17 protein-coding genes, 1 tRNA gene and 2 rRNA genes are annotated in these 24,106 nt (G+C 43.9%); 10 read left to right on the forward strand and 10 right to left on the reverse strand.

The features are described 5' to 3' along the window. The first annotated feature begins 1 nt into the window (after position 1). The 7 genes from ACSBL2_RS22970 (at position 2) to ACSBL2_RS23000 (ending at position 7,574) form a co-directional block, all read left to right on the forward strand. Positions 2–1,429, forward strand: coding sequence for a hypothetical protein (locus ACSBL2_RS22970; protein WP_442588900.1), 1,428 nt, complete (start codon positions 2–4; stop codon positions 1,427–1,429). Then, positions 1,413–2,282: an FkbM family methyltransferase gene (locus ACSBL2_RS22975; protein WP_442588901.1), complete on the forward strand. Its 870-nt coding sequence runs from the start codon at positions 1,413–1,415 to the stop codon at positions 2,280–2,282. Before ACSBL2_RS22970 ends, ACSBL2_RS22975 begins: the two co-directional genes overlap by 17 nt. Positions 2,283–2,294: 12 nt before the next feature. Then, entirely contained in the window at positions 2,295–3,395 is a 1,101-nt protein-coding gene (locus ACSBL2_RS22980) for a glycosyltransferase family 4 protein (RefSeq protein ID WP_442588902.1), read from the forward strand. Continuing rightward, positions 3,392–4,129, forward strand: a complete 738-nt coding sequence (locus ACSBL2_RS22985; protein WP_442588903.1) for an FkbM family methyltransferase — start codon at positions 3,392–3,394, stop codon at positions 4,127–4,129. Before ACSBL2_RS22980 ends, ACSBL2_RS22985 begins: the two co-directional genes overlap by 4 nt. A gap of 34 nt (positions 4,130–4,163) precedes the next feature. After that, positions 4,164–5,360, forward strand: a complete 1,197-nt coding sequence (locus ACSBL2_RS22990; protein ID WP_442588904.1) for a glycosyltransferase family 4 protein — start codon at positions 4,164–4,166, stop codon at positions 5,358–5,360. Between the two features lie 44 nt (positions 5,361–5,404). Continuing rightward, complete coding sequence (locus ACSBL2_RS22995; protein WP_442588905.1) at positions 5,405–6,808, forward strand: undecaprenyl-phosphate glucose phosphotransferase; 1,404 nt, start codon at positions 5,405–5,407, stop codon at positions 6,806–6,808. A 142-nt stretch (positions 6,809–6,950) separates the two neighbouring features. Continuing rightward, positions 6,951–7,574 carry a methylated-DNA--[protein]-cysteine S-methyltransferase gene (locus tag ACSBL2_RS23000; protein ID WP_442588906.1) on the forward strand — a complete coding sequence of 208 codons (624 nt, stop codon included), beginning with the start codon at positions 6,951–6,953 and terminating at the stop codon, positions 7,572–7,574. 127 nt (positions 7,575–7,701) lie between these two features. Here ACSBL2_RS23000 and ACSBL2_RS23005 read toward each other — a convergent pair whose 3' ends face one another. The 5 genes from ACSBL2_RS23005 to ACSBL2_RS23025 form a co-directional block, all read right to left on the reverse strand. Next, the gene (locus ACSBL2_RS23005) at positions 7,702–8,751 is read right to left on the reverse strand and encodes a DUF5013 domain-containing protein (RefSeq protein WP_442588907.1); all 1,050 of its coding nucleotides are present in this window, start codon (positions 8,749–8,751) and stop codon (positions 7,702–7,704) included. A 25-nt stretch (positions 8,752–8,776) separates the two neighbouring features. After that, entirely contained in the window at positions 8,777–10,549 is a 1,773-nt protein-coding gene (locus ACSBL2_RS23010) for a RagB/SusD family nutrient uptake outer membrane protein (protein ID WP_442588908.1), read from the reverse strand. Between the two features lie 11 nt (positions 10,550–10,560). Beyond that, positions 10,561–13,911: a SusC/RagA family TonB-linked outer membrane protein gene (locus ACSBL2_RS23015; protein WP_442588909.1), complete on the reverse strand. Its 3,351-nt coding sequence runs from the start codon at positions 13,909–13,911 to the stop codon at positions 10,561–10,563. Between the two features lie 199 nt (positions 13,912–14,110). Beyond that, on the reverse strand, positions 14,111–15,208 hold the full coding sequence (locus tag ACSBL2_RS23020; RefSeq protein ID WP_442588910.1) for a FecR family protein: 1,098 nt from the start codon (positions 15,206–15,208) through the stop codon (positions 14,111–14,113). Positions 15,209–15,285: 77 nt separating this feature from the next. Next, the gene (locus ACSBL2_RS23025; protein ID WP_442588911.1) at positions 15,286–15,849 is read right to left on the reverse strand and encodes a sigma-70 family RNA polymerase sigma factor; all 564 of its coding nucleotides are present in this window, start codon (positions 15,847–15,849) and stop codon (positions 15,286–15,288) included. A gap of 287 nt (positions 15,850–16,136) precedes the next feature. Between ACSBL2_RS23025 and ACSBL2_RS23030 the strand changes: the two genes are divergently transcribed. Both ACSBL2_RS23030 and ACSBL2_RS23035 read left to right on the forward strand, forming a co-directional pair. After that, entirely contained in the window at positions 16,137–16,610 is a 474-nt protein-coding gene (locus ACSBL2_RS23030) for a hypothetical protein (RefSeq protein ID WP_442588912.1), read from the forward strand. After that, positions 16,594–17,109, forward strand: a complete 516-nt coding sequence (locus tag ACSBL2_RS23035) for a hypothetical protein (RefSeq protein ID WP_442588913.1) — start codon at positions 16,594–16,596, stop codon at positions 17,107–17,109. The genes ACSBL2_RS23030 and ACSBL2_RS23035 overlap by 17 nt, the downstream gene beginning before the upstream one ends. A gap of 395 nt (positions 17,110–17,504) precedes the next feature. On the opposite strand, the gene ACSBL2_RS23040 is transcribed toward ACSBL2_RS23035, so the two are convergent. Continuing rightward, positions 17,505–18,509: a CsgG/HfaB family protein gene (locus ACSBL2_RS23040; RefSeq protein WP_442588914.1), complete on the reverse strand. Its 1,005-nt coding sequence runs from the start codon at positions 18,507–18,509 to the stop codon at positions 17,505–17,507. 289 nt (positions 18,510–18,798) lie between these two features. Here ACSBL2_RS23040 and ACSBL2_RS23045 point away from each other — a divergent pair, with 289 nt between their 5' ends. Then, positions 18,799–19,596 carry a response regulator transcription factor gene (locus ACSBL2_RS23045; protein ID WP_442588915.1) on the forward strand — a complete coding sequence of 266 codons (798 nt, stop codon included), beginning with the start codon at positions 18,799–18,801 and terminating at the stop codon, positions 19,594–19,596. On the opposite strand, the gene ACSBL2_RS23050 is transcribed toward ACSBL2_RS23045, so the two are convergent. From ACSBL2_RS23050 to ACSBL2_RS23065, 4 genes are all read right to left on the reverse strand, one after another. Then, positions 19,587–20,417 (reverse strand): alpha/beta fold hydrolase, encoded by an 831-nt coding sequence (locus ACSBL2_RS23050; RefSeq protein WP_442588916.1) that lies wholly within the window; start codon positions 20,415–20,417, stop codon positions 19,587–19,589. The two genes, ACSBL2_RS23045 and ACSBL2_RS23050, sit on opposite strands and share 10 nt — an antisense overlap. 202 nt (positions 20,418–20,619) lie before the next feature. Further along, positions 20,620–20,731 (reverse strand): 5S ribosomal RNA (gene rrf, locus ACSBL2_RS23055). A 170-nt stretch (positions 20,732–20,901) separates the two neighbouring features. Beyond that, a 23S ribosomal RNA gene (locus ACSBL2_RS23060) occupies positions 20,902–23,780 on the reverse strand. A gap of 234 nt (positions 23,781–24,014) precedes the next feature. Next, positions 24,015–24,091: transfer RNA gene (locus ACSBL2_RS23065), tRNA-Ala, on the reverse strand. Between the last annotated feature and the right edge of the window lie 15 nt (positions 24,092–24,106).

Genomic DNA, 24,106 nt, shown 5'->3' on the forward strand with positions numbered 1-24,106 from the left:
TATGGAAACCGGGTACGATATTCTTCAGAGCAGTAATATATTCGTGGAATGTTTCAGGGAAGGTATGCCCCTGGTCATTGCCGCGATACTGTTGTATCTGTACTATAATAAGCGGATATCGATCATCGATATGCTGCTCTATGCCTTTGCTTCAGAGGCCTATACCTTACTGGCCATCGGCCCTACCTTTAATGCCACCCTCTTTGTTGGTATCTTCATTCTCCTTGAACAGGCACACCTGTTGGTTACCGGCAAGCAGTATATCAGGCCAGCGTATCTCTTTCTGCTGCTGTTACCCCTGTTATCAAATATTGTGGTCTTTCTGATCACACAATTGTACAAAGATCCTTTCAGTTATCCTGGTGGCAGGGTGTATGCTTTTTATACCAAACCCATCTATTTTTACCTCAAAACCTATCTGCCCTTTTTTGCCATCGGTGCTAAGATCGTGCAGGACAGGGAACAGCTTTCCTTCGAAAAATTCGGTGAAAGCATGAAAAAGATTGCGGTGATATCCTGCATCATTGCGCTTGTGCAGATCGCCGTACAGCTCATTTTCCATAATGTGGAACTCAGTGAGTTCCTGGGCCTGCAAAGCCGTTACCTGCAGGAGGAAATTAATGGTCCCCTCGGCATACGCGTGCAGGCATTGTTCGGGGAACCCAAAATGTTCAGCGCCTTTCTATCCCTGGCCATTCCTTTTTTTATGAAAGACCGGAATTACAAAATGGTGGTGTTCATGTTCATTATAGGGATCCTTACCTCTTCACAAACCTTCTGGATCAATATTCTGGGAGGCAGTATCCTTTTCCTGTGCCTACCCAGACTAATGCAGGTGAGATGGAAGATCATCACTACGCTGTTGGTCATTGTAGGTATTTTCCTTTCGTTCGCTGCATTCAAGGATTATTTCCTGAAGCAATATATGGCTAACCGCAACGACGCCACTTACCGGCTTCTCTTTGAAAGGTCGGCTTACCGCTACAACAACGAATTCTGGGGGAGGAGTAATATCATTTTTGGAATCCCGCTGCAAAGGGATATGGAATTGCCGGTGGTAGATTTCCTCCGGGAGGAACCTTATCTCTTTATCTCTGGATACGGAGCCGGAAACAGCACCTTCATTCCCCCGAGTTACTTTTTCGGGCAAATGAATTATCAACACAAACTGGCAGGTATTGGCGGTCAGAACCTCAATATGCGCTGGTTTTTCATCCTGGCAGAATTCGGCGCAGTTTCCCTGTTTTTCTTTTTCATGATCCTGACCAAAACGAGACCCGGAACTCCCCACTTTCAGCTGAGCTACCTGGGATATGTGGCCGTCTGTTTCTTTTTCAGCCAAATAGATCTTTTTCTCGTCATCGTAGCCTTACTCTGTGCCTATCATATTGGATTAACTAAAAAATTGGAGCATGAACAAATTACGTAGTATTCTCTGGGGAATTCAATTCCGGACCTCTTTATTGTCTCACTATCTTTTCAATAAAAAGATAAGGAAGAGAACGGCATGGCATGAAATGATATACCATCTGTTCTCCCCACGCATGTATGATGTAGCCAATGAAAAGGCCACGCTGATCAACAAGGACGAAAAGTACAATTATTACCGGATCAAAGGCCATGAGGATACCTTCATTTATCCCATATCCGCACCGTTCTACAGTTTCGCCATGGTCATGACAGAAGCCAGGCCGCAACACTGGCATTATTATGAGATCCCGCAGACAGCGATTGCACCCGGTGATGTCGTGGTCGACTGTGGCAGCGCGGAGGGATTTTTTGCCTTCAAGCACCAATACACTGCCAGCCGCATTTTTGTCATGGAACCTTTACCCCTGTTCATCGATTCCCTGCAGGAACTTTTCCGGCAAAAAGACAATGTAGAGATCCTGCCACTGGCTGCCGGTGATACCTGCCAGAAGGCCTATATCAACTTTACTTCTGATGACACCATACTGAATGGTACAATCGGGCAGGACGGCCAGGACGGGGAGGCAATTGAAGTCGATGTGGTTACCCTCGATAGCCTCTTCGCTGAAAAGGGAATCAAAATAGATTACCTGAAGGCAGATATTGAAGGCTTTGAAGAGAACATGATCAGAGGTGCACTGGAGACCATCCGGGAAAGCAAGCCCAAAATAGCGATCACCACCTATCATGAAGGACAGGATTATGAAAAACTGATCGAACTGATCAAAGGCGTAGTACCGGAATATAATTACCTCGTAAAAGGGATTCATTATCTCTCCGGAAACCCAGTAATGTTACATATGTGGATCTAAAACAATATCATCATGCAGTTATTTTTAGACAATAGTGTATTTTCTATTCAGAAAGCCGGCGGCGTCTCTACTTATTGGTATGAGCTGTTGTCAGGCATGTGCAAAAGCGGACTTTCCATTGGCTTTTTAAATGCGCAGCAAAAATCCAACAATATCCTTGAGCAGAGGATTGATTACAAGCTTTTCAATTGTATCCGGGAGAGCCGTATTCCCCTTAAATATCTCCGCTACCTGCCGCTGCGTTATTCCCTTCCTGCCGCTGCAATTTTTCACGGAGGATACCTGCGCGTGTCCCCACAAAAGAATATCCTGAATATCCTTACCGTGCACGACTTTGTGCATGAGCGGAAGCTGGCTTCTAAGTTTCCCTGGGGACTGGCAAATACCCTGCAAAAAGCATATGGGATACACCGTGCCGATGGCATTATCTGTATCTCAGACAGTACGCGCCAGGACCTGCTTCACTTTTTCCCTCAAATTAACCCGGCGAAAGTAAGGGTGATCCACCACGGTATCGGCAACTTCTACCCGATCGGCAAAGAACAACCCATCAGCTGTTCGCTGGATCTCAATCTTGAAGAGAAATTCATCCTGTATGTAGGCGCACGCAGGAATTATAAGAATTTTCACCTCGCGGTACAAACAATGGAACTGCTTCCCCCTTCCTTCCGCCTGGTCGCCATTGGTGGGGAAGCCTGGAGTAAAGAAGAAATGGGCATGATGGAGGAAAAAATAGCAGGACGCTACCATATTTTCCCAACAGTAAGCCAGGCCGACCTGAATGTATTGTATAACCATGCTTTCTGCCTCCTTTATACTTCGGCGTATGAAGGCTTCGGATTTCCTCCCGGAGAGGCCATGAAAGCCGGTTGTCCGGTAGTAACAACCTGCATGACGTCCATTCCCGAAGTTGTTGGGGAAGCCGGACTGATGGCAGAAAGTCCTGACCCGATGCTGTTTGCGGAAAAGATCAGGTCACTGGAAAATGAAACATTCAAACAACAGTTGATCAGCCGCGGACTGCAACAGGCACAACAATTCACCTGGGATAAAAGTGTACAGGAAACAATCAATTTTTATAAAGATAGCTGGAACCTAAAATTTTCGACATGAGTATGATCTACAAATTAACCGACGCAGTAAAAGTGTATCTGTCCTCCGGCAGGGGACTCAAATCGATGGTAGAAAAAGGCGCTTCGGTAGCCTCTACCCGAATACTGCATAACTGCAGGCATTATATACCAACCTTAGGCACAATTATAGATGCAGGCGCCAACCAGGGCCAGTTTGCCATTGCCGCCAGTCACTTTTACCCTGATGCGCACATCCATTCGTTTGAACCCCTTCCAGAAGTATATCCTATCCTGCAGCGCAATACCAGCCAGCTTTCCCGTATCAACACGTACAATATAGCCCTGGGGAACTCTACCGGAACGCTCGATTTTTACAGTAATGCCTATTCCCATGCCAGCTCGGCACTGCAGGTATCCGCATTGCAAAAAGACATGCTCCCGAAAACAGTCAGCTCCAACCGGATAGAAATTCCCGTGGAACGATTGGATGACCTGCAGGAACAGCTGCACCTGCTCTCCCCGGCATTACTGAAAATGGATGTCCAGGGATTTGAGAAGGAGGTACTAAAAGGCGCCATACATAGCTTGCCCCATATTGATTACCTCTTATTTGAAACCTCTTTTGTGCAGATGTATGAAGGTGAACCACTGTTCGATGAAATGCATGCGTTCGTGAAAGAACTGGGATTTGAATTCATTGCTCCTGTGGGTTTCTTTCAAACGGAAAACCTACAAATTTTACAAATGGACCTTTTATACAAAAGAAAAAAATGATGAACCTATCCTCACCAATAACAAATATATATAGATGAAAATTGTAGTTAATGATCACTCCGGCCATGCTTTCACCCTTCAGCTCAGTAAGCAGTTTGTCCAAAGTGGACATGAGGTATTACATGCGTACTCGGTTTCCTTCCAGTCGCCCAAAGGAAACTTTGAAGACCTTCCGCTTTCGGAATCCGGCTTAACGGTGTTGCCGATTACGATCACAGGTGACTTCGATAAGTATTCTCTTTTAAAAAGACGGAAGCAGGAAATTGAGTATGCACAACAGCTCGTCCATAAACTGGAATCCTTCAAGCCCGACGTGGTATTAAGCGGTACCACCCCCTTGTTTGTACAGCAGCATTTACAACAATACTGTATCAGGAAGGGAATCAAATTTGTCTATTGGTGCCAGGATATATATACCGTTGCCATCCGGCAAATCGCGCGGCAAAGGCTGGGTTTCATCGGCTTCCCCATATGGTATTATTTCAAACAGTTGGAAGCCGGACTGATGAGAAAAAGTTCGCATGTCATCAGTATTACCCCCGGCTTTAATCCGCTCTTTCAGGAATGGAAGATCAATCCGCAACAGGTAACCTGTATTCCCAACTGGGCGCCTATACAGGAACTCACACCTACGGGCAAGAAAAATGAATGGGCAAAGCGGCACCAGGTGGTTGATAAAACCTGTATTGTTTATTCCGGAACACTTGGATTAAAGCACAATCCATCCATCCTATCTGCTGCCGCCGAATATTTCCGCAAACATAAAGAAGTGGTTTTTATCATTATTTCTGAGGGTTTAGGGGCATCCTTCCTGCAAAAGGAAAAAGAGAAACTGCAGCTGGACAACCTGCTGTTGATTCCCTTCCAGGATTTCAGGGAGATGGGCCAGGTCTTTGGCACAGCAGACATCCTGCTGGCCATACTGGAAAATGATGCAGGTGCTTATTCTGTGCCTTCCAAAGTACTCGCTTACCTGTGTGCAGAAAAACCCATCGTTCTGGCCATGCCTCCCCATAACCTCAGCGCCTCTATTGTGCTGGACAATCATGCCGGCTACTGCATTGCACCGGATAACCTGCAAGGCTTTTTCGAGCAAATTGAAAAACTGGTCACTGATCCTGCCCTACGAAAGGAAATGGGCAGGAATGGCCGCGCGTATGCCGAAAAGAATTTCGACATCACGCACATTGAAAATCAATTCATAAAGGTGTTTAATACGATCAGCACCTAATTATCAGCCTGTTCAGTTCAGAACACGCTTTAACCATGCATCATATGAAAGCTAGCCACACTATTAATTTCCTCTTAAGACTCCTGATGGATTACCTCGTATTGATGCTGGCCTTTCTCTGTACTTATCAGCATATTTTTGGTTGGGGAGAAGTATTCTTTTCAGTCCCTAACCTGCTGCTGCTTGGGATCAGCATTATTGCATGGCCCGTTATTGGAATGTCAGTCCATTTGTATGAGGAATTCAGGACAAGGTCATTTTCCTATGAGTTTATAGCCATTCTCAAAACTACCTTACTCCATACCTGTTTCTTCACCTTCCTGTTCTTCTATTTTTTTGAGTATTACCCCTATCCCAGGACATTTACCTTACTCTATGCCCTCCTTATCTTTACAGGCATTACAGTAATTAAGTTCTTTATCAAACAGTCGCTGCTTCGGCTGAGGTCAAATGGGTATAATATCAAAAACATACTGATAGTAGGTACGGGTGATACCGGTATGAAATTCTATAACACCATCCGTTCTAATGACCATTTCGGATACAGGTGTGTTGGATTTTTGGATGAGCAGACCAATCCTTCTATCAACGGGCAATATCTGGGGAAAATAGCTGACCTCTCCAGGATCCTCGAAGATTATGAAATCGACGATGTCATTGTGGCCCTGCCGGAAACACAGAGCATGGAAATGGAAAAAATTATTATCATCAGTGAAAAAGAAGCCAAACGGGTAAGGATCATAGCGGATTACCACCGCTTCTGCACTTCTACGGCCAGCATGAATTTATTTGGTACATTTCCGCTTTTAACGATCCGCACCTCTCCGCTGGACGACCTGACGGAACAAAGGTTCAAGCGTATCTTTGAGCTTTGCTTTACCATCATACTGTTCCTGACTATATTCTGGTGGCTCTTCCCCATCATTGCCCTGCTGATCAAACTCACTTCACGTGGTCCCGTTCTGTTCAAACAGAACCGGCAAGGTTTAAACAACAAACAAATCAGCTGCTACAAGTTCCGATCTATGACCTATAACAGTGATACCGTCAATGCAAACGGGCAATACCTCCAGGCCACAAAAAATGATTCAAGGGTTACACCTATAGGAAGGTTCCTCCGTAAAACGAATCTCGACGAACTTCCCCAGTTTTTTAATGTTTTAATGGGAGACATGGCCCTGGTAGGCCCACGCCCCCACCCTATTCCTTTACACCAGGAATCAAGAAATACCATACAAAATTATATGCTGAGGCATGTAGTAAAGCCCGGAATTACAGGTTGGGCACAGGTGAATGGCTGCAGGGGCGAAACCACGATCTCCGGACAGATGCAAAAACGCGTTGACTTTGACCTGTGGTATATTGAACACTATAGTTTCTGGCTCGACTGCCAGATCATCTTCCAGACACTGATGAATATGATCAAGGGGGATAAAAACGCTTATTAGCGAAGGGGACTTCAGCACCACCAGGATTTTGTTTGATCCCTATTGAATAGGATTTCTTTGGTCTCCTACAGCAGCCTTACCTGCTGATTAACCGTCGCACATAATGGTATCAAATTATGAATTAATGTAATATCTTTAAATCATGAAAAATATACACCCATTGGCAGATGCGGAACTGACCGACCGCTATGCCTGGATATTTGATACCCCTGCTGAAACCCTGCCTGATGACCATAGGGTGATCAGCATAACTGAGCTCTCCACCCCCCTGGGACCGATGCTGGCCGGTGTAACCACAGAAGGCGTTTGCCTGCTGGAATTTACCGACAGGATCAGATTGGAAAAAGAGATCAGTGACCTGAAAAATTTACTCCATGCGACCATGCATCCGGGACGTAATCAGTATTCAGAACAATTGGAGCAGGAGCTGAATGAATATTTTGAGGGAAGCCGGAAAACATTTACCGTTCCGCTCCATACCCCCGGCAATGAATTCTCACAGACCGTATGGAAAGCACTCCAGGAAATTCCTTACGGGAAAACATGCTCCTATAAAGAGCAGGCCGACAGGATGAACAATCCAAAGGCAATCCGCGCAATCGCGTCTACCAATGGCAGGAACCGCTTAGCCATACTCATCCCCTGCCACCGTATCATCGGCAGCAACGGAAGTATGACAGGTTATGCCGCAGGAGTAGATAAGAAAAAATGGTTGCTCAGATTTGAAAGAGACCATTCTGAAAAAGAACAGGGCACCTTGTTCTAAACCCGTATATATTCCAAGAAATTATTGTCTTAACAAAAAAGCCAGTTCATCAGATGGATGAGACTGGCTTTTTTTGGCTATTGCATGGACAAACTTGAATATCCAAAACATTTGTCCCCGGTAAAAACTAATTAAAAGGGCTTACGTAACTGTAAAGCCTTACTCCCCTCACCCTGAAGTTCTGGTAGTCGTTGATGAAATTAGCCAGCACACCGATGGAAACCTGCTTATTCTCCGTCATCACAAAAGAAACTGATGGGCTCTGATGTCCTGAATACCCAATACTTGAATCAATCCCTGCCACATCAGGTAACGTATCCCCATTGGCCACAACAAGATACACCACATTACTTACACTTGCCGATTCAAAGTCCATCGTATATTCATATTTACCTTCCGGCAAATTAAAAGTCTGGTAAATTTTACCATTAGGTATGGCCGGGGTAGACCAGCGTTCCATGGCCATAAAAGCTCCCCCATTATAACTGTCAAATCCACCGACACCATTGATATTTTTTACTGCAGCATTTACCGTCCAGTCTTTCAGTAATCCAAAACGGCTGGAAGCATTATCGGCCCTGTCAAACCGTGTATTACCAGGATTTTTAAAATAGGTATTGGTCACCTCTACTTTACGTTCTTCAAATGAAGAAACATCTACAATGATCGTAGCGGCAGACAGCTGTTCATTGAGCTGATATTTATCCGGATTGGAAAGGACCACATTTAAGGCCAATTTCTTCCCTCTGTTTGCTTCCAGAACGGCCTTACTAATTTTAAAGTAAACAGCCGCCGAAGTCTTATCCGATGGGACTTCAATTTTTGACAGGGTTCCGGTACCCGGTTGTGAAGTATACAATTCGTAATCACCTGCAGCAAGGGCAACTGTTCCTGCCGGCAATTGATCCGTATTTACAGAAAAATTAACCGCATATGCCTCTTTGCTTTGTATACCGGAACGGTTAATGCCAAAGGTTTTGATCACCACCTGTGCTTCTTTATCCACCTGGGCGTTATTTACATTAACCATTATCTGGTTATCAACAGCACCAGAAACATAAATTACCGGTGGAACATTATCCGTTATGTACTTCAGTTCATCTTTTTCGCAGGAAGTGATTCCCCCGGCCAGAAAAAGCAGGCATAGGCCATATATATATTGTGAAACTTGTTTCATTTTGAGTTCAGTTTAAATGTTAAGATTACCAGCCCGGATTTTGAACCATTACTTTATTCCTGTCCATTTCAGATTGGGGAATTGGCCACAGGTAATGCTTTCTCTGGAATACCCTGGTTTCAAAAACCGAGCGCTGATAAAACTCCGTATCGGTGAAACTCGTTCCCCTGCTTACATTCATCCCATACATTTGTCCGCCATCGGTTTGTTCAGCAATCTTCCACCTCCTGGTGTCAAATAACCGGTGACCTTCAAAAGCAAGTTCTATTCTTCTCTCCCTGCGGATACGTTCACGCATATCCGACTGACTTAAATTGGCGGGCAAAGGTGCAATCCCTCCGCGCTGGCGGATAAGGTTCACATAAGTGGCAATATCCGGATGGCCGCCATCATAATATTCATTCAGCGCCTCCGCATAGTTTAAATAAATCTCTCCCAGCCTGAAATAGATATAAGCCATCTGTATGTGCCTTCCATTGACCAGGTCTGTATTCGGACTGGAAAATTTCTTTATCAGATATCCGGTGGTAGAAAAATCATGGGAGCCATTTTTACCGGAAAGTCCGGTGGCATACATTTGTATTTTGATCGTCCCGTTACCCACATATGGCCAGATCCCTCCGTTATACAAGACGGTCGCATAAAAACGTGGTTCCCTGTTCGTATACATATTCCAGTCGCCATTCTTACTGTATTTACCATCCGCAGTCGAAAAACCATTCTCTACGTAGCCCGATCCTTCATCATTTATCCTTAAACCATTCGCCATGTGGTAAGCATCCACCTGCATCTGGGTCACACAGCCTCCATTGTATCCGTTCACCTGGCGTGGGCCGATGTGTTTTTCCCATTGAGCGGAGGAATTTCCAGGACGGGCCCAGATCACTTCCCTGTTCCAGCGTTCAAAAAACAAATCCCTGTAGGAAATAAAAGGATCAAAATCAGCCGGATTATCAGAATTTTTATACAGACCCGCAGGTAAAAGATCGATTAACTCTTTTGCCACATCAGCGGCTTTCTTCCATTTTTCCTTATCAAAGGTTACATTGACCAACTGCTTGCCATCGGCATTCCTGAAATTTGAAAAATCAGTATTTCCATTCCAGAGCGGACTCGCAGCATACAAAAGAATACGGGATTTCATGGCCAGTACTACCCGTTGATCTACTTTTCCATAATCCTGGTCGGCCGTTATCCTTTGGGGAAGGACCGCCTTGGCGGCATCCAGTTCTGCAATGATGTAATCAATACATTCCTCATAGGAATTACGTGGAATCTGCGTAGCCGAAGCATCAATATCCACGGGCAAGACTTCTCTGATAATAGCTACAGGGCCATATTTACGCAGCAGCGAGAAGTAATACCATGCACGCAATGCCCTGGCTTCTGCAGCCCATATAGCCGTGCTACCGGGAACATAATTCTCACAGTCCCGGCATTCTGATACTTTATTGATGAATACACTTGCCGAGCGTATCCCCCGGTAATCTCCGCCAAATTCATCAAAAGGGATGGAAATCGGCGACCAGTTTCCCGTATTGATCTGGTTTGAAGTCGCCGCAGAAAAAATGATGTCTCCTTCATCAGAAATCCCGGAGTAATTCGAGAAGGGATAAATTTCATCAGGCAGATAGCTGTATACGTTACGGAGATACCGTTCAGTCTCCAGCCTGTTTTTAAAGACCTGGTCCAGGTCCAGCATATCATCCGGTTGCTTATCCAGAAAAGCTTTCTTGCAGGATGTAGTGAATACACAACTTAATAAAAGCAGCGATATATATAGTTTGATACTTGACATTTTACTTGAGATTAAAAATTCATGTTTACACCGAAATTTGCAGTACGTTGGATAGGATAGCGTGCACCATTGCCATTTCCCAATTCAGGATCCCAAAATTTGAAACCACTCCAGGTAAGCAGGTTAAAACCACTTGCATACACCCTCAGCGTATTGATCTTTAACTTTTGCGACCAGGATTTAGGAATGGTATATCCTATTTCCGCAGTTTTAAGTCGCAGGTAACTGGCCTTTCTCTGCCACCAGGTTGAGGGCTGGTAGTTATTCGGAGCAGCATTCTGGTTATTGGGATCATATCCCTGTCCATAAGACAGTCTGGGGAACAACACATCCTGACTCGGATTCTCTACGGTCCAGCGGTCCAGTGCATATTCACTCACACTCCCCCTGAATCCGGCTTCTGTGAAAGGAAAAAATCCGATCCCTCCAAGCATATAATCCATATTGCCCGATCCCTGGAAGAATACCGAAAGATCAAAGCCTTTATAGGCTATCGTTGTACCGAAACCATAAATAATCTCAGGAACATCAGGATTCCCGATGGCTACCTGATCGGATGCATTGACCACTCCGTCTCCATTCACATCTTTATACTTGATATCCCCAACGCGAACAGGGCCGAAGGTTTGGGTAGCCGAACTTGCAATTTCAGCTTCATCGGTGAATAATCCATCAGCAATCAGGCCAAATGGCTGTCCCAATCGTTTACCCTGTCTGTTCTGGTAAATATAACGCCAGTCAGGCTGGTCCATATTGATCAGCTTATTCCTTGCAAAGGTGAAGTTTCCACGGAAGGTAATATCTACAGCTCCCACCTTACGCCTGTATTCCATTGTGGCATCTACCCCTTTGTTACTAAATTCCCCCAGGTTTCCATAAGGATTATTGATCAAACCCATAATTGCAGGAAGTGAATTCCGGGAAACATAAATATCTTTACGGTGGCGGTGGAAGAAATCTGCCTGCAGGTAAAACCCATTCAGGAAACGTGTTTCAATACCTACGTTTACTTCACGCTCTGTCTCCCAGGTCAGGTCTACCCCCCATTGGTCTTCACCCCTTGAACCAATAGAGTTATTGTTATCAATACCAAAATTGTATCCTCCGTTACCCCCTCCAATAGTGGTGAGGTAGGCAAATCTACGGCCCCCAATCTGGTCATTCCCTTTATATCCGAATGAACCCCGCAATTTCAGGTACTTCATGAATGCTATATTGTTCTTGAAGAAACCTTCTTCTGAAACAATCCAACCGGCAGCAATGGAAGGAAAAAGCCCGAAACGGCTTCCCTTTTTAAAGTTTTCTGATCCATTATACCCTGCATTCAACTCGGCAAAATATTTGGATTTATAATTATAGGTCAAACGGCTCACCATCCCCTGAAGACGGAAGGGTAAGGCACCGATGGCCTGATTCGCCTCCGCATCCTGGTAATCCTGCTGGTTGTATAAAATTAATCCGCCAATGGTATGGTTTCCAAAAGTCCTGTTGTAATCCACATTCGCCTGGATATAAATACGCCTGTTTCCTCCCGATTGCTTACCGAAGCCCAGATCGGGCTGTCCTTCAGTCCACCTGGTCAACTGCAGATTGCCTTCGTCATCCCTTCCCGTTGCGATATATCTTGGTGACACACGGGTGCGTTGTATAAAATGCCGGTTATACCCATCAAAAGCAAACTTTGCCTGTGCCCTAAAACCTTTAACTATACCGGAAAGATCCTGTTTGAGGGTAATATCCGACTGAATATTGTTACGCCATTCCGTTGCAAACCCCCTTCCTGTTAACAGTTCATATGGATTCTCCACCCCATTGATTCCTCCGTAAAGCACACCTGAACCATCAGGGTTCGGATACGTGGGCGAGTAACCTACCGGTGTATTGAACATAATCCCTCCGCCAGTTCCCGTGCCCGGACCTCCAAGCCAGATATTGGGTGCACCCGTACCAGGATAATTCCCATTCACAAGAATACCTCCTAAACCGATACTCAGTTCCGTTGTCCTGCTGAGATTGATATCCGTATTCGCCCTGAAATTATAACGTTTCAATCCTACATTGGTATTGTAATCGTTCAGGTTGTCGCCTTTCCAAATCCCATCTTCCGCATAATAAGACGCAGATACAAAATATCTGGCAGTTTCACTTCCTCCACTGACATTCAGGTTCAGACGCTGGTTATTGGCTTTGTCTTTCATCATCAAGTCCAGCCAATCCACATTAGGATATAAATATGGGTCTTCACCAGAACGATATTTCTCAATCACCTCGGGGGTATATGGAGTAATGAAAGACGGGTTTGATGCCAGCTGTGCCTCATTATATAAATTCAGGTAAGTTGGGGCATCCACAAGCTTTGGCAGGCTTGTCGGTGCAGTAATCCCACGCTCATATTTAAAGTTTATACTTGGCTTTTCCTTATTTCCACGCCTGGTGGTCACAAGAATAACACCATTCGCGCCACGTATACCATACACAGCAGTAGCAGATGCATCTTTCAAAACATTGAAAGACTCAATCTCTTCCGGCTCAATATTGTTCAGGGGGCGTTCTACCCCATCGACCAATACCAGCGGATTCTGCCCTGCACCAAAGGTACTGATCCCCCTCACCCAAAATTGTGCGTCATCATAACCCGGTTCGCCACTCCGCTGAATAGCGATCACCCCGGCTACTTTCCCCACCAGGGCATTGGCCAGGGAACGTGGTGCCGCTGTCTTCAGTTCAGACATATTTACTGTTGAAATTGCACCAACAACACTTTCCTTTTTCTGCTGACCATAGCCCACTACAACCACCTCACCGAGTGACGACTGGCTCTCTTTCATCGTCACATTAATCACCGAACGGGAATTCACTGCAAGTTCCAGTGTTTCAAAACTCACATAGGAAAAGGTCAGGATCCCCGTCCCATCAGGCACGCTTAATGTATAGCGGCCATTTTTACCTGTCGCCGTAGCCGTTTTCGTTCCCTTAAGCCTAACCACCACCCCCGGTAAAGGTGCTCCGGTTGTATCGGTTACCAATCCACTGATCTGCAAAGCCCGGTGGTCCCCATCATCTTTCACAATAATGATCAGGTTCTCTTTCAGTTGCTGGTAGCTTAGTCCGGTATCTTCCAGGATAGTTTCAAGAATCGTTGAAACCGGTGTCTGTATCATGTTAATAGATATTTTTTTATCCGTTGGAAGCAATTCATCGCTGTAAAGAAAGCGGAGATTTGCTTTCTTTTCGAGTAAGGAGAGTGCGTTTTTAACGCTCATTTCTTTAAACTGCAGATCAACCTTCATTCCCTGCGAATAGCCATCCGCGGAGACTTCAAGGCAAAATACGAATGTCAGTAAAAACACTATTTTAAACATTAACAGGAAATTTATATTTGGTGTACTGGGCCGGGCATATTTAATAAAAAGACCTATACTAGAAAGTATATCTTTTTTCATAACTTTATCAATTAAGGTTAAACAATAAGTTTTTTGTAGAATACCTTGGTCAGCCTTGCTGATCAAGTCGTTGCGAGACCTTTTAGCGGGATATGTTGCAGCATCTCCCGCTTCATCTCTAATTTATAATCACTTCATTTTCTATAATTTTAAAGTCAAAGGATCGTATCAGTTTCATGGCAGTGAGTGCCTGGGCAACATTTTCATTTTCGAAAACTCCGGTAAAGCGGTAGCTGGCAGTCTTCTTGTTTTTCAGTACAATTTTAACGTTAAACCAGCTTTCCAGCTTTGGAACAAGCTCCTGTAACGAAGCATTACTAAATACCAGTTTATTACTTACCCACGCCGTTTCCTCAATATAGCTGGTATCCTGAACCTGGACAGGGACGATAGTTTCAATAAAAACAGTTCTGTTTTCTCCTTTTCGTGCGAGTTGTCCCCTCTCTGTTTCTCTTGTGTCAGACAAGGCAAGCTTCTCATTCGGACGAAGTAAAATCTTTTGTTTGGGCTGGTCATTGAGTGACAGCTCTATCAGGCCCCTGATCAGTGTAGCTTCCCTTTTTTGTTCATTTGCATACGCCCTGATATTAAAGGCTGTACCCAATACACGTATCGCAAACTTATCCGTATGGATAATAAATGGATGTTCTTTATCTTTTTTGATATCGAAAAAACCTTCTCCGGAAAGGGTAACCACCCTATTGTCATTACTGGTCAGGTTCTTGCTGTACCGCAATTTGCTTTCAGAGTTTAACCAAACCTGACTGCTGTCGGGTAGCAATATCATCTTACGAATTCCTTTACCTGCGGTAATTTCAATAAAACTATTATTCTCTGCATCAGACCATTGTTTATAGAGTCCGGCTCCCACAACAAGCAAGACCACTGCTGCAGCCATGAATGACAAAAGTTTAAAGCCATGATAGCGGGATCTTCTACCTTCGGATTCAGCAACAAATTCAGCATCAGCACTGTGCACAGCCGGTAGAGGAGAGTTAAAATCATCAGAAAATTTCAGTTGGTGTTTGGCAAAGGCATCTGCGGTATGCTGATCATCCTTGATCAAATCATTCTGCCATATCTCTTTAAATGCCTGCTCATAATAAACCGCATCAGGATTGTTTTTAAACAATTCCTCCAGCTCACTTAATTCTTCAGGAGTTGCTTCCCGGGCAAGTCTCCTGGTTAAAAGAATAATTATCCTGTTCTGGTCCATTCAAAATGAGATATACTTGGTTATACCTCAAGGACACACAGATCCGGGAAACTCCCTATAAGAAATAAAAATAAATTTTAAACCAGTTTATAAGCGGTTTGCAGTGCGGTAGCAATGCGTTTAAGTGCGGTTACCAGCTGTGCATCCACAGTTTTCGTAGAGACATTCAGTATCTGTGCAGCTTCTTTATAACTGAGCCCATCTTCTTTCACCAGTTTAAATATCCTTTTACATCTTGGAGGGAGGGAATTTATTGACCTTTCAAGAATTTTTTTAAGGTCATCTGTAATCAGGATTTGTTCTGGTGTATGGGTATTGATACTAATTTCGACATCAATTTCATCAAGGGAGATGGTATAACCAGCCTTTACGCGTAATGCATTTAGGGATAAATTCTTAGCCATCACAAAGGTATAGACCTGTATATTCTTTATATTTAGCAGGTTGTCCCTATTCCTCCATAACTGGATCATGACATCACCGGCAATTTCCTCAGCCAGTTCATGAGAGTTAACTATGGCAAAAGAAAACTTACTTAAGCCAGGGTATAAGGCATGAAATAATTGCTTATAGGACACTTCGCAATGATATGTCGCAACTTTATAAATCACAGCAGAGAGATCTTGCGTAAGTACTGGCATTAATTTGATTGAAATTTGGTTAGAATTGACAGTGTAATCTACACTAAAAAAGATAATATGCAAAATAATTTACTGAACAGCTAAATTCGGTAAACCATCACGGAATTTAGGATAAAAACAATTCAGCCCTAACATTCCCAAAAGCTCTAAACACCTGGCAATCAACAATCAATCGTATTTATTTTCTTAATATCGTAAACTTTCCATACTTTTATATCGACTATTCCCAAATAACTCTTGGAGAAAATCTTACGGATTATCGTAAAATTTGAACAAGAAATAATTGTATGCTGAAAATTGATCGACAAACATCAATACAAAAGCAGCCGGTAACTATACATAGTTTATATGAGAGCTATGGAGGAATGTTACTAGGCTACATTTTTGAAATTGTGAAAGACCGCAAAGTGGCCGATGAATGTTTGGTAAAGATATTTAGTGATGTTGCTTTGCATTTTGCCACCATGGACTGGGATAATGGCAGTAATTGGATGAAATTACAAAGATTTGCAAAAGAAAGGTTATCCACATTTATGGATAATCCTACACAGATTGAATCATCTGCAGCAGGAATAGTTAAACAAGCTAGTAATGAATACTTTGAACGTCTAAATGACGCACAAAAAACAGTATTTTGCAACGTTTACTATAAAAATAAAAAGATTGATGAAATTTCAATCGAATTAAATAAACAAGAAGATTCAATCCGGAAGACTTTAAAGGAGGCTTTCGCTATAATGAGAAATGATAGTGAAAATTAACGAATACATAGAAAGCGGAATACTTGAATCCTTTGTCATGGGTTCGGCCTCAGATGCAGAAACTGAAGAATTATTGAGACTTAAAGAGTTACATCCCCAAATTGAGGAAGCACTTTATCAGGTTGAAATAAATTTTGAGCAGATTGCTATGAATATGGCCATCCCGCCTACCCCCGCCATCTGGTCAAAGATTGAAACAGAAATCAATGAAATTGTCAGGACAAATGACTTCCAGGCACTGTCTATTGAAGCACCGGGCCGTAGAAACAATAATTCCAGAAGAGGTCGTAAAAGTGATCTCATTGACATCGAATCTACTTCCAGCCACATGCGTGTGCATAAACTGTGGAGATGGGTACTGGCTGCCATATTTATCTTAGGCAAAGTATTTCTCGCTTTTGCCATCTATTTCTATTTTGCAAACCGTCATTCTGAACAGCGAATCGAAGAACTTAAGACGGAATTGAAATTAGAAAAGACACGTTCGGTTCCTCAGTAATCCCTGAGCCGTTTATCAATTTCAGCACAATACAACGAAGTTTCTTCAATCATCTTTCTCATTCCGGACAAATGTTAACCATCCAGGCGGTATCGTGCTGGTGGTAAAAGGCATGTAGTTTTTAGTGTCGTGGAATCCACAGCTGAGGACAAAGAGAGCTATTCAAGTCTGCCAGATTCGCATAAATGAAAGCGGGATACCTCTCGTTCCGAAGTATCCCGCTTATCTAAATTAACGCTCTCAATATATAAAACTACATATACCCGTAAATATTGTGTGGCGTATAAATTATTTTTAAAATTCTTCTGATCCTTCACAGATGAGGGAGATCACAAACATGCCCGCCCATGTCTATAATTACAGTAAATTCATAATTACAGTAAAGATGCCACTATTTAAAAATCAAAGAAACCTCTTGGTTTTGCTCCTCCTGTATACTCTATCACCACAAGCTCCGGTGTTTTTGTCACCGCCTCCAGCAGCTGTAAACCATATTTCCCCGGCTTATACACCTCACAGGTTGAAGTACTGCTACTATTAACAGCGGTAATGGTAGCGATCCCAATATTATTCTTCTCTTCAACCTTTTTATTATTTGCCGGATTTACAGCATAGGTCAAATAAAATACTTCGACGACATCTCCCACTTTAATTCCATTTTCTGACCCACCCCAGAATTTAAAAGTACGCAGTACCTCCTGTTTTTTCTTCACATCTGTTAAGCCAACAGCCATAAACTTAAAGCGAAGTGGAAAATTAGCTGCAATGATCCTCCGTGTTATTCCATCAATACTTTGATAAGCTGCTCCTTTGGCACTGGCCGTACTGCCCCCACTTCCGGAGATGATGATCGATTCAGCGACTTTAATCAGGCCAGTTTCCACTTCAATAATTTTAAAGGCCACACTGATCGTAGTCTGATAACCAGAAAATTTATTTTGGGAATCGTAGGTCTCTCCCGTATTTGCTCCCGTAACGTGCCCGGTGATAATATACTTCGCCCCAAATTTGGCAGCAATCTTAACTATACTGGAAGTATTCACTTCTTTGAACTGCTCTTCCTTACTGATTGAACCAAACCGGTTCCGTTCTACTACGTTAAATCTCGTCGAACGGACGAATCCCGATTCTACGGCATTACCCACACTTTGTGCATAGTCATAATCATATCCTGTAGCGGAAGTGAAGGGATAAATAGCAACATTATCCTTCGTCGGATCTCCTGAAATGGGGACAATCTCTTCCTCCTTAGCTTTCTGAGCTGAAGCAACAGGAACTGCCTTCTTCACAATAGGACTGGACTTTTTTGCTTTTACCTGCGCCAGGGAAGGTAAACTGACCATACCTAATAGCATACACAGGCCTAAAAACAGCACCTGATGCCCTATAGGTAAACTCATCTTAATACTCCTGACAGTATATACAACACGACAAAAGCGTCGAAGAGCCTGTGGGAGAGAACATTGGAGAACGTTAATCATAAAAATCATAGATAAAACTTTTAACAAAAATAATTGAATTCCTGTCCCATTATATAGCGAGAACTCACCATTTATCACCTCATTTATATGCTGTAATTTTGGAAGGCCATATCAATCAACACATTAAACAACTTATATTTAGACAGTTGAAATATTTAAATGTATATTCATTACCAAATTTATAAACGCTCCTCAATCAACCTCTCTCATGAAATCCACTGCAAATTTTTCTGCATTTCTCCAGAGCATTCAGCAACATGAAGCCGGCGAATTAGCTGAATACATTAGAAACAGCCAGGAGACTACCCAACTGGTGAATAAATACAGCAGGTATTTTGGCAGATTGATGCCAGCTTTTTATATCCTGGATTATACACAAAAAAAATATGTATACGTCAATAGTAAGATCAGCACATTCATCGACCATCCGATATCCAGGATTATGGATGGGGGATTGGATTTTGCCTGGAGTATATTCAATCAGGTAGATCTTAAAATATACAGTGAACATATCATCACCAGTAACCTGAAATTCCTTGCTGGCATCCCGGTACAACATCACCAGAATTATGTTTTTTCCTGTAACTACCGGCTAAAGAATAAAAAAGGCCAATTCAAACAGGTTTTACAGCAATCTGTCTTTATCAAATCTACCCAAACGGGGGTTCCCCTTGCAACAATTGGATTTATATCAGATATCAGTACCTACAAATCCGATACAAGAATATTCCATACGGTAGAACCACTGTACCACGAGTCGGCCAAAGAAGACAGGTACCTGATCAATAATTTTTATTTTCCCAATGAGGAAGACAGTCTGCTGTCCAAACGCGAAGTAGAGGTCTTAAAATGGATCTGTGAGGGATTAAAAAGTATAGAGATCGCACACAAGCTGAAGATAAGTATCTTCACAGTGAATAACCACCGGATTCACATCCTACAAAAAACAGGCAGTCAAAATCTGGTGCAGCTCATCAGGTACGCGATAAAAAATAATTACCTGTAAAGTTGTGACTTTATATAATTTGTAATCAGCAGATCAGTACAAGTTCCCTGGTCAATGTTCACTAAATGTGCAGCATGGGGAAGTTTAAATAACTTTTCCTGCCATAAATTAAAAGGTATGGAGTTTAAAATCTCCGGACTAATGACACGGTCTTCTTGTCCAAAAATTATTAACAGGGGCAATTTAGTCACCTGAAGCAAGGAAACTTCATCTGAATACATCCCATCTATGGCGCTCTGCAGCAAATGTGTTCGGAATAAAGGATCACTATCCAGATAATCCTTCAAGAGCAGTTGTTCTATGTGCTCATCAAGACTCAAAGAAGCAAGATGAAAATATGCTTTGGCCAGCGCTATATCCCTATTGTCAGTAAATAAAACAGTAGACACCAACTCCTCATCAATGGAAGCATTCGGCGCTACACCAGTACCTACAATTGTTGGACTTAACAAAATCAATCCCTTTGGATGAACCGAATAGTTCAGCATTTCTGCAATAACATTGGATCCCAAAGAAAGTCCGGCCAAAAAATAAGGGTCATTGCCTGACAAGCTATCCACCACTCCGGCCATCAGTTCTCCAAATGCCTTCACCTGATAACGACACAAGTCATCTGTCTTAATTGGAGAGGACTCCCCATGTCCTGGAAAATCAACGGCTATCAGCCGGTATTCATTTAACAGGTGATCTGAAAATTGAAAAGACCAGAGACGCGCAGAATTTGAGTTGCCATGAAAAAAGAATATCGTGATAGCAGCCGAGGGATTCTGTTCCAGATAGCTAACCTTCAGCCCTGAAACAGTTATAAATTTTCTTTCCATTGTGTTGCGCGAACATAGCAATAAATGATGAGTATAAAGATAGATCAGCGGCAAAAGAGTAATCTGTATTTAAAACAATAATACATAATTAGAGCCATACCGATTGCTTATGAGGCACAACCACTCTATCCACAAAGTCCCAGGTACAAAAACCCCTGTAAACAAGAAAAGCCTCTCAGTTTCCTGAAAGGCTCTCTTTAAGATTTGGCACCGACCTACTCTCCCACGTGTTACCGCAGTACCATCGGCTCTGGTGGGCTTAACTTCTCTGTTCGGAATGGGAAGAGGTGGACACCACCGATATAGGCACCTAAATGTCTTTATCGTACAGCTTTTACGCTGTGCTTTTGTTTTTATGCGCTTGCGCATACAATATGTTAAATATGTTTTAGATTCGGATGATCCCTTTCGGAATCTTCCTGCTCTCAAACAATGACATGTTATTGAAAGAAGTTAGTTTGAAGAACAAACAACAGTGTATTGCTCTTGAAAGCTTCGGATGATTAGTATTACTCGACTATGGTGTCGCCACCTTTACATCTGTAACCTATCAACGTAGTAGTCTGCTACGGTCCTATATGGAATTCTCATCTCGTGGCTAGTTTCGCACTTAGATGCTTTCAGCGCTTATCTATTCCCAACGTAGCTACTCTGCAATGCCCCTGGCGGAACAACAGATTCACTAGAGGTTAGTCCAACCCGGTCCTCTCGTACTAAGGTCAGCCCCACTCAAAATTCCTACGCCCACAACAGATAGGGACCGAACTGTCTCGCGACGTTCTGAACCCAGCTCGCGTGCCACTTTAATCGGCGAACAGCCGAACCCTTGGGACCTTCTCCAGCCCCAGGATGTGACGAGCCGACATCGAGGTGCCAAACCTCCCCGTCGATATGAGCTCTTGGGGGAGATCAGCCTGTTATCCCCAGCGTACCTTTTATCCTTTGAGCGATGGCCCTTCCATGCAGAACCACCGGATCACTATATCCGTCTTTCGACCCTGCTCGGCTTGTCTGCCTCACAGTCAAGCAAGCTTATGCTATTGCACTCCTCATACGGTTACCAAGCGTATTGAGCTTACCTTTGAAAGCCTCCGTTACCTTTTTGGAGGCGACCACCCCAGTCAAACTACCCATCAAACAATGTCCCCCCCTAAAGGGGTTAGACACCGAATACAGAAAGGGTGGTATTTCAACGTTGACTCCACAACACCTGGCGATGCCGCTTCACAGTCTCCCACCTATCCTACACATCCTGTATCCAATGTCAATGTTAAATTGTAGTGAAGGTGCATGGGGTCTTTCCGTCCCGTTGCGGGTACCCGGCGTCTTCACCGGGACCACAATTTCACCGAGCTCATGGCTGAGACAGCGCCCAGATCGTTACACCATTCGTGCAGGTCGGAACTTACCCGACAAGGAATTTCGCTACCTTAGGACCGTTATAGTTACGGCCGCCGTTTACTGGGGCTTCGATTCAATGCTTCGCCTTGCGACTAACATCCCCTCTTAACCTTCCAGCACCGGGCAGGTGTCAGGCCTTATACTTCATCTTTCGATTTTGCAAAGCCATGTGTTTTTGTTAAACAGTCGCCTGGGCCTTTTCACTGCGGCTGACATTGCTGCCAGCGCCCCTTCTCCCGAAGTTACAGGGCCATTTTGCCGAGTTCCTTAGCCATGATTCACTCGAGCGCCTTAGAATTCTCTTCCCGGATACCTGTGTCGGTTTGCGGTACGGGTTTTTATAACCTGAAGCTTAGCGGTTTTTCTTGGAAGTCTGATTACCTGCGCTATCCACTTAGCCGAAGCCTCGCGGTACTATCGACTTTCAGCTAGGGTGGCGGATTTGCCTACCTCCCTAATACCTACAGTCTTTAACGATCTATTCCGTCAGATCGCGGCAGTGTCACTACTCCGTCCCCACATCGCAGTTATAAAAAGTACTGGAATATTAACCAGTTGTCCATCGAATTTCCCCTTCGGGTTCTCCTTAGGCCCCGACTAACCCTGATCCGATTAGCGTTGATCAGGAAACCTTATCCTTTCGGCGGGCAGGTTTCTCGCCTGCCTTATCGTTACTTATGCCTACATTTGCTTTTCCAGAAGCTCCACCACAGCTTACGCCATAACTTCGCTGCCGCTGGAATGCTCCCCTACCGTAATATAAATATTACCCATAGCTTCGGTATACTACTTAATGCCCGTTTATTATCCATGCACGATCGCTCGACTAGTGAGCTGTTACGCACTCTTTAAATGAATGGCTGCTTCCAAGCCAACATCCTAGCTGTCTGTGCAATCGCACCTCGTTAGTTCAACTTAGTAGTAATTTAGGGACCTTAGCTGATGGTCTGGGTTCTTTCCCTCTCGGCCCGTGACCTTAGCACCCCGGGCCTCACTGCCGTGTATATTTGATAGCATTCGGAGTTTGTCTGGATTTGGTAGGATTTGACTCCCCCGCACCCAATCAGTAGCTCTACCTCTATCAAACTCTACCACGACGCTGTTCCTAAAAACATTTCGGGGAGTACGAGCTATTTCCCAGTTTGATTAGCCTTTCACCCCTACCCACAGATCATCCGGAAACTTTTCAACGTTTATCGGTTCGGTCCTCCAGTACGTGTTACCGCACCTTCAACCTGTCCATGGGTAGATCACAAGGTTTCGCGTCTACCTCCCCTGACTATACGCCCTATTCAGACTCGCTTTCGCTTCGGATCCGTGTCTTAAACACTTAACCTTGCCAGAGAAGAGTAACTCGTAGGCTCATTATGCAAAAGGCACGCCGTCACGCCACCTGGACGCTCCGACCGCTTGTAAGTACACAGTTTCAGGTTCTATTTCACTCCCCTGTTCGGGGTTCTTTTCACCTTTCCCTCACGGTACTGGTTCACTATCGGTCTCTCAGGAGTATTTAGCCTTACCGGATGGTGCCGGCAGATTCCCACAAGGCGTCTCCGACCTCGCGGTACTCAGGATACTACTAGGCTAATGTCTCTTACGTGTACGCGGCTCTCACGCTTTACTGCCAGGCTTCCCATCCTGTTCCACTTCAATTCATTAATACCACATCGTAGTCCTACAACCCCAACATTGCCGTAACAATATTGGTTTGGGCTCTTTCCCGTTCGCTCGCCACTACTTAGGAAATCATTATTATTTTCTCTTCCTCTGCTTACTTAGATGTTTCAGTTCGGCAGGTTTGCGCACCGCAGTGCGACTGATCTTCAATCAGCCAGGTTGCCCCATTCGGAAATCTTCGGATTAAATCATATTTGCTAATCCCCGAAGCTTATCGCAGCTTATCACGTCCTTCATCGCCTCTGAGAGCCAAGGCATCCCCTGTGTACTCTTTCTTACTTTCTTCTCTCCATAGCCTTTTGCGCCTATGGAAATGCTTTTTTATTAATGTTGTTAACCTTTTTGATCAGTTCCCAGTGACGATTGCTCATCCATGGTTACTTTCCTAAGTGCTAACAACGTCTCTATTGTTGTTTGCTCTTCTTTATTAACTTCTTCCAATATGTCAAAGAACTTTTCTATCCCGGGTATTCCTTTCGGTTTACCTATTTCTGTATCTTTTGTATCAGATACCGGTGATGGTGGAGAATAACGGAGTCGAACCGTTGACCTCCTGCGTGCAAGGCAGGCGCTCTAGCCAGCTGAGCTAATCCCCCGTAAGATTATAACTA

The sequence above is a fragment of the Pedobacter sp. AW31-3R genome (genome assembly GCF_052180285.1).
Classification (GTDB): Bacteria; Bacteroidota; Bacteroidia; order Sphingobacteriales; family Sphingobacteriaceae; genus Pedobacter.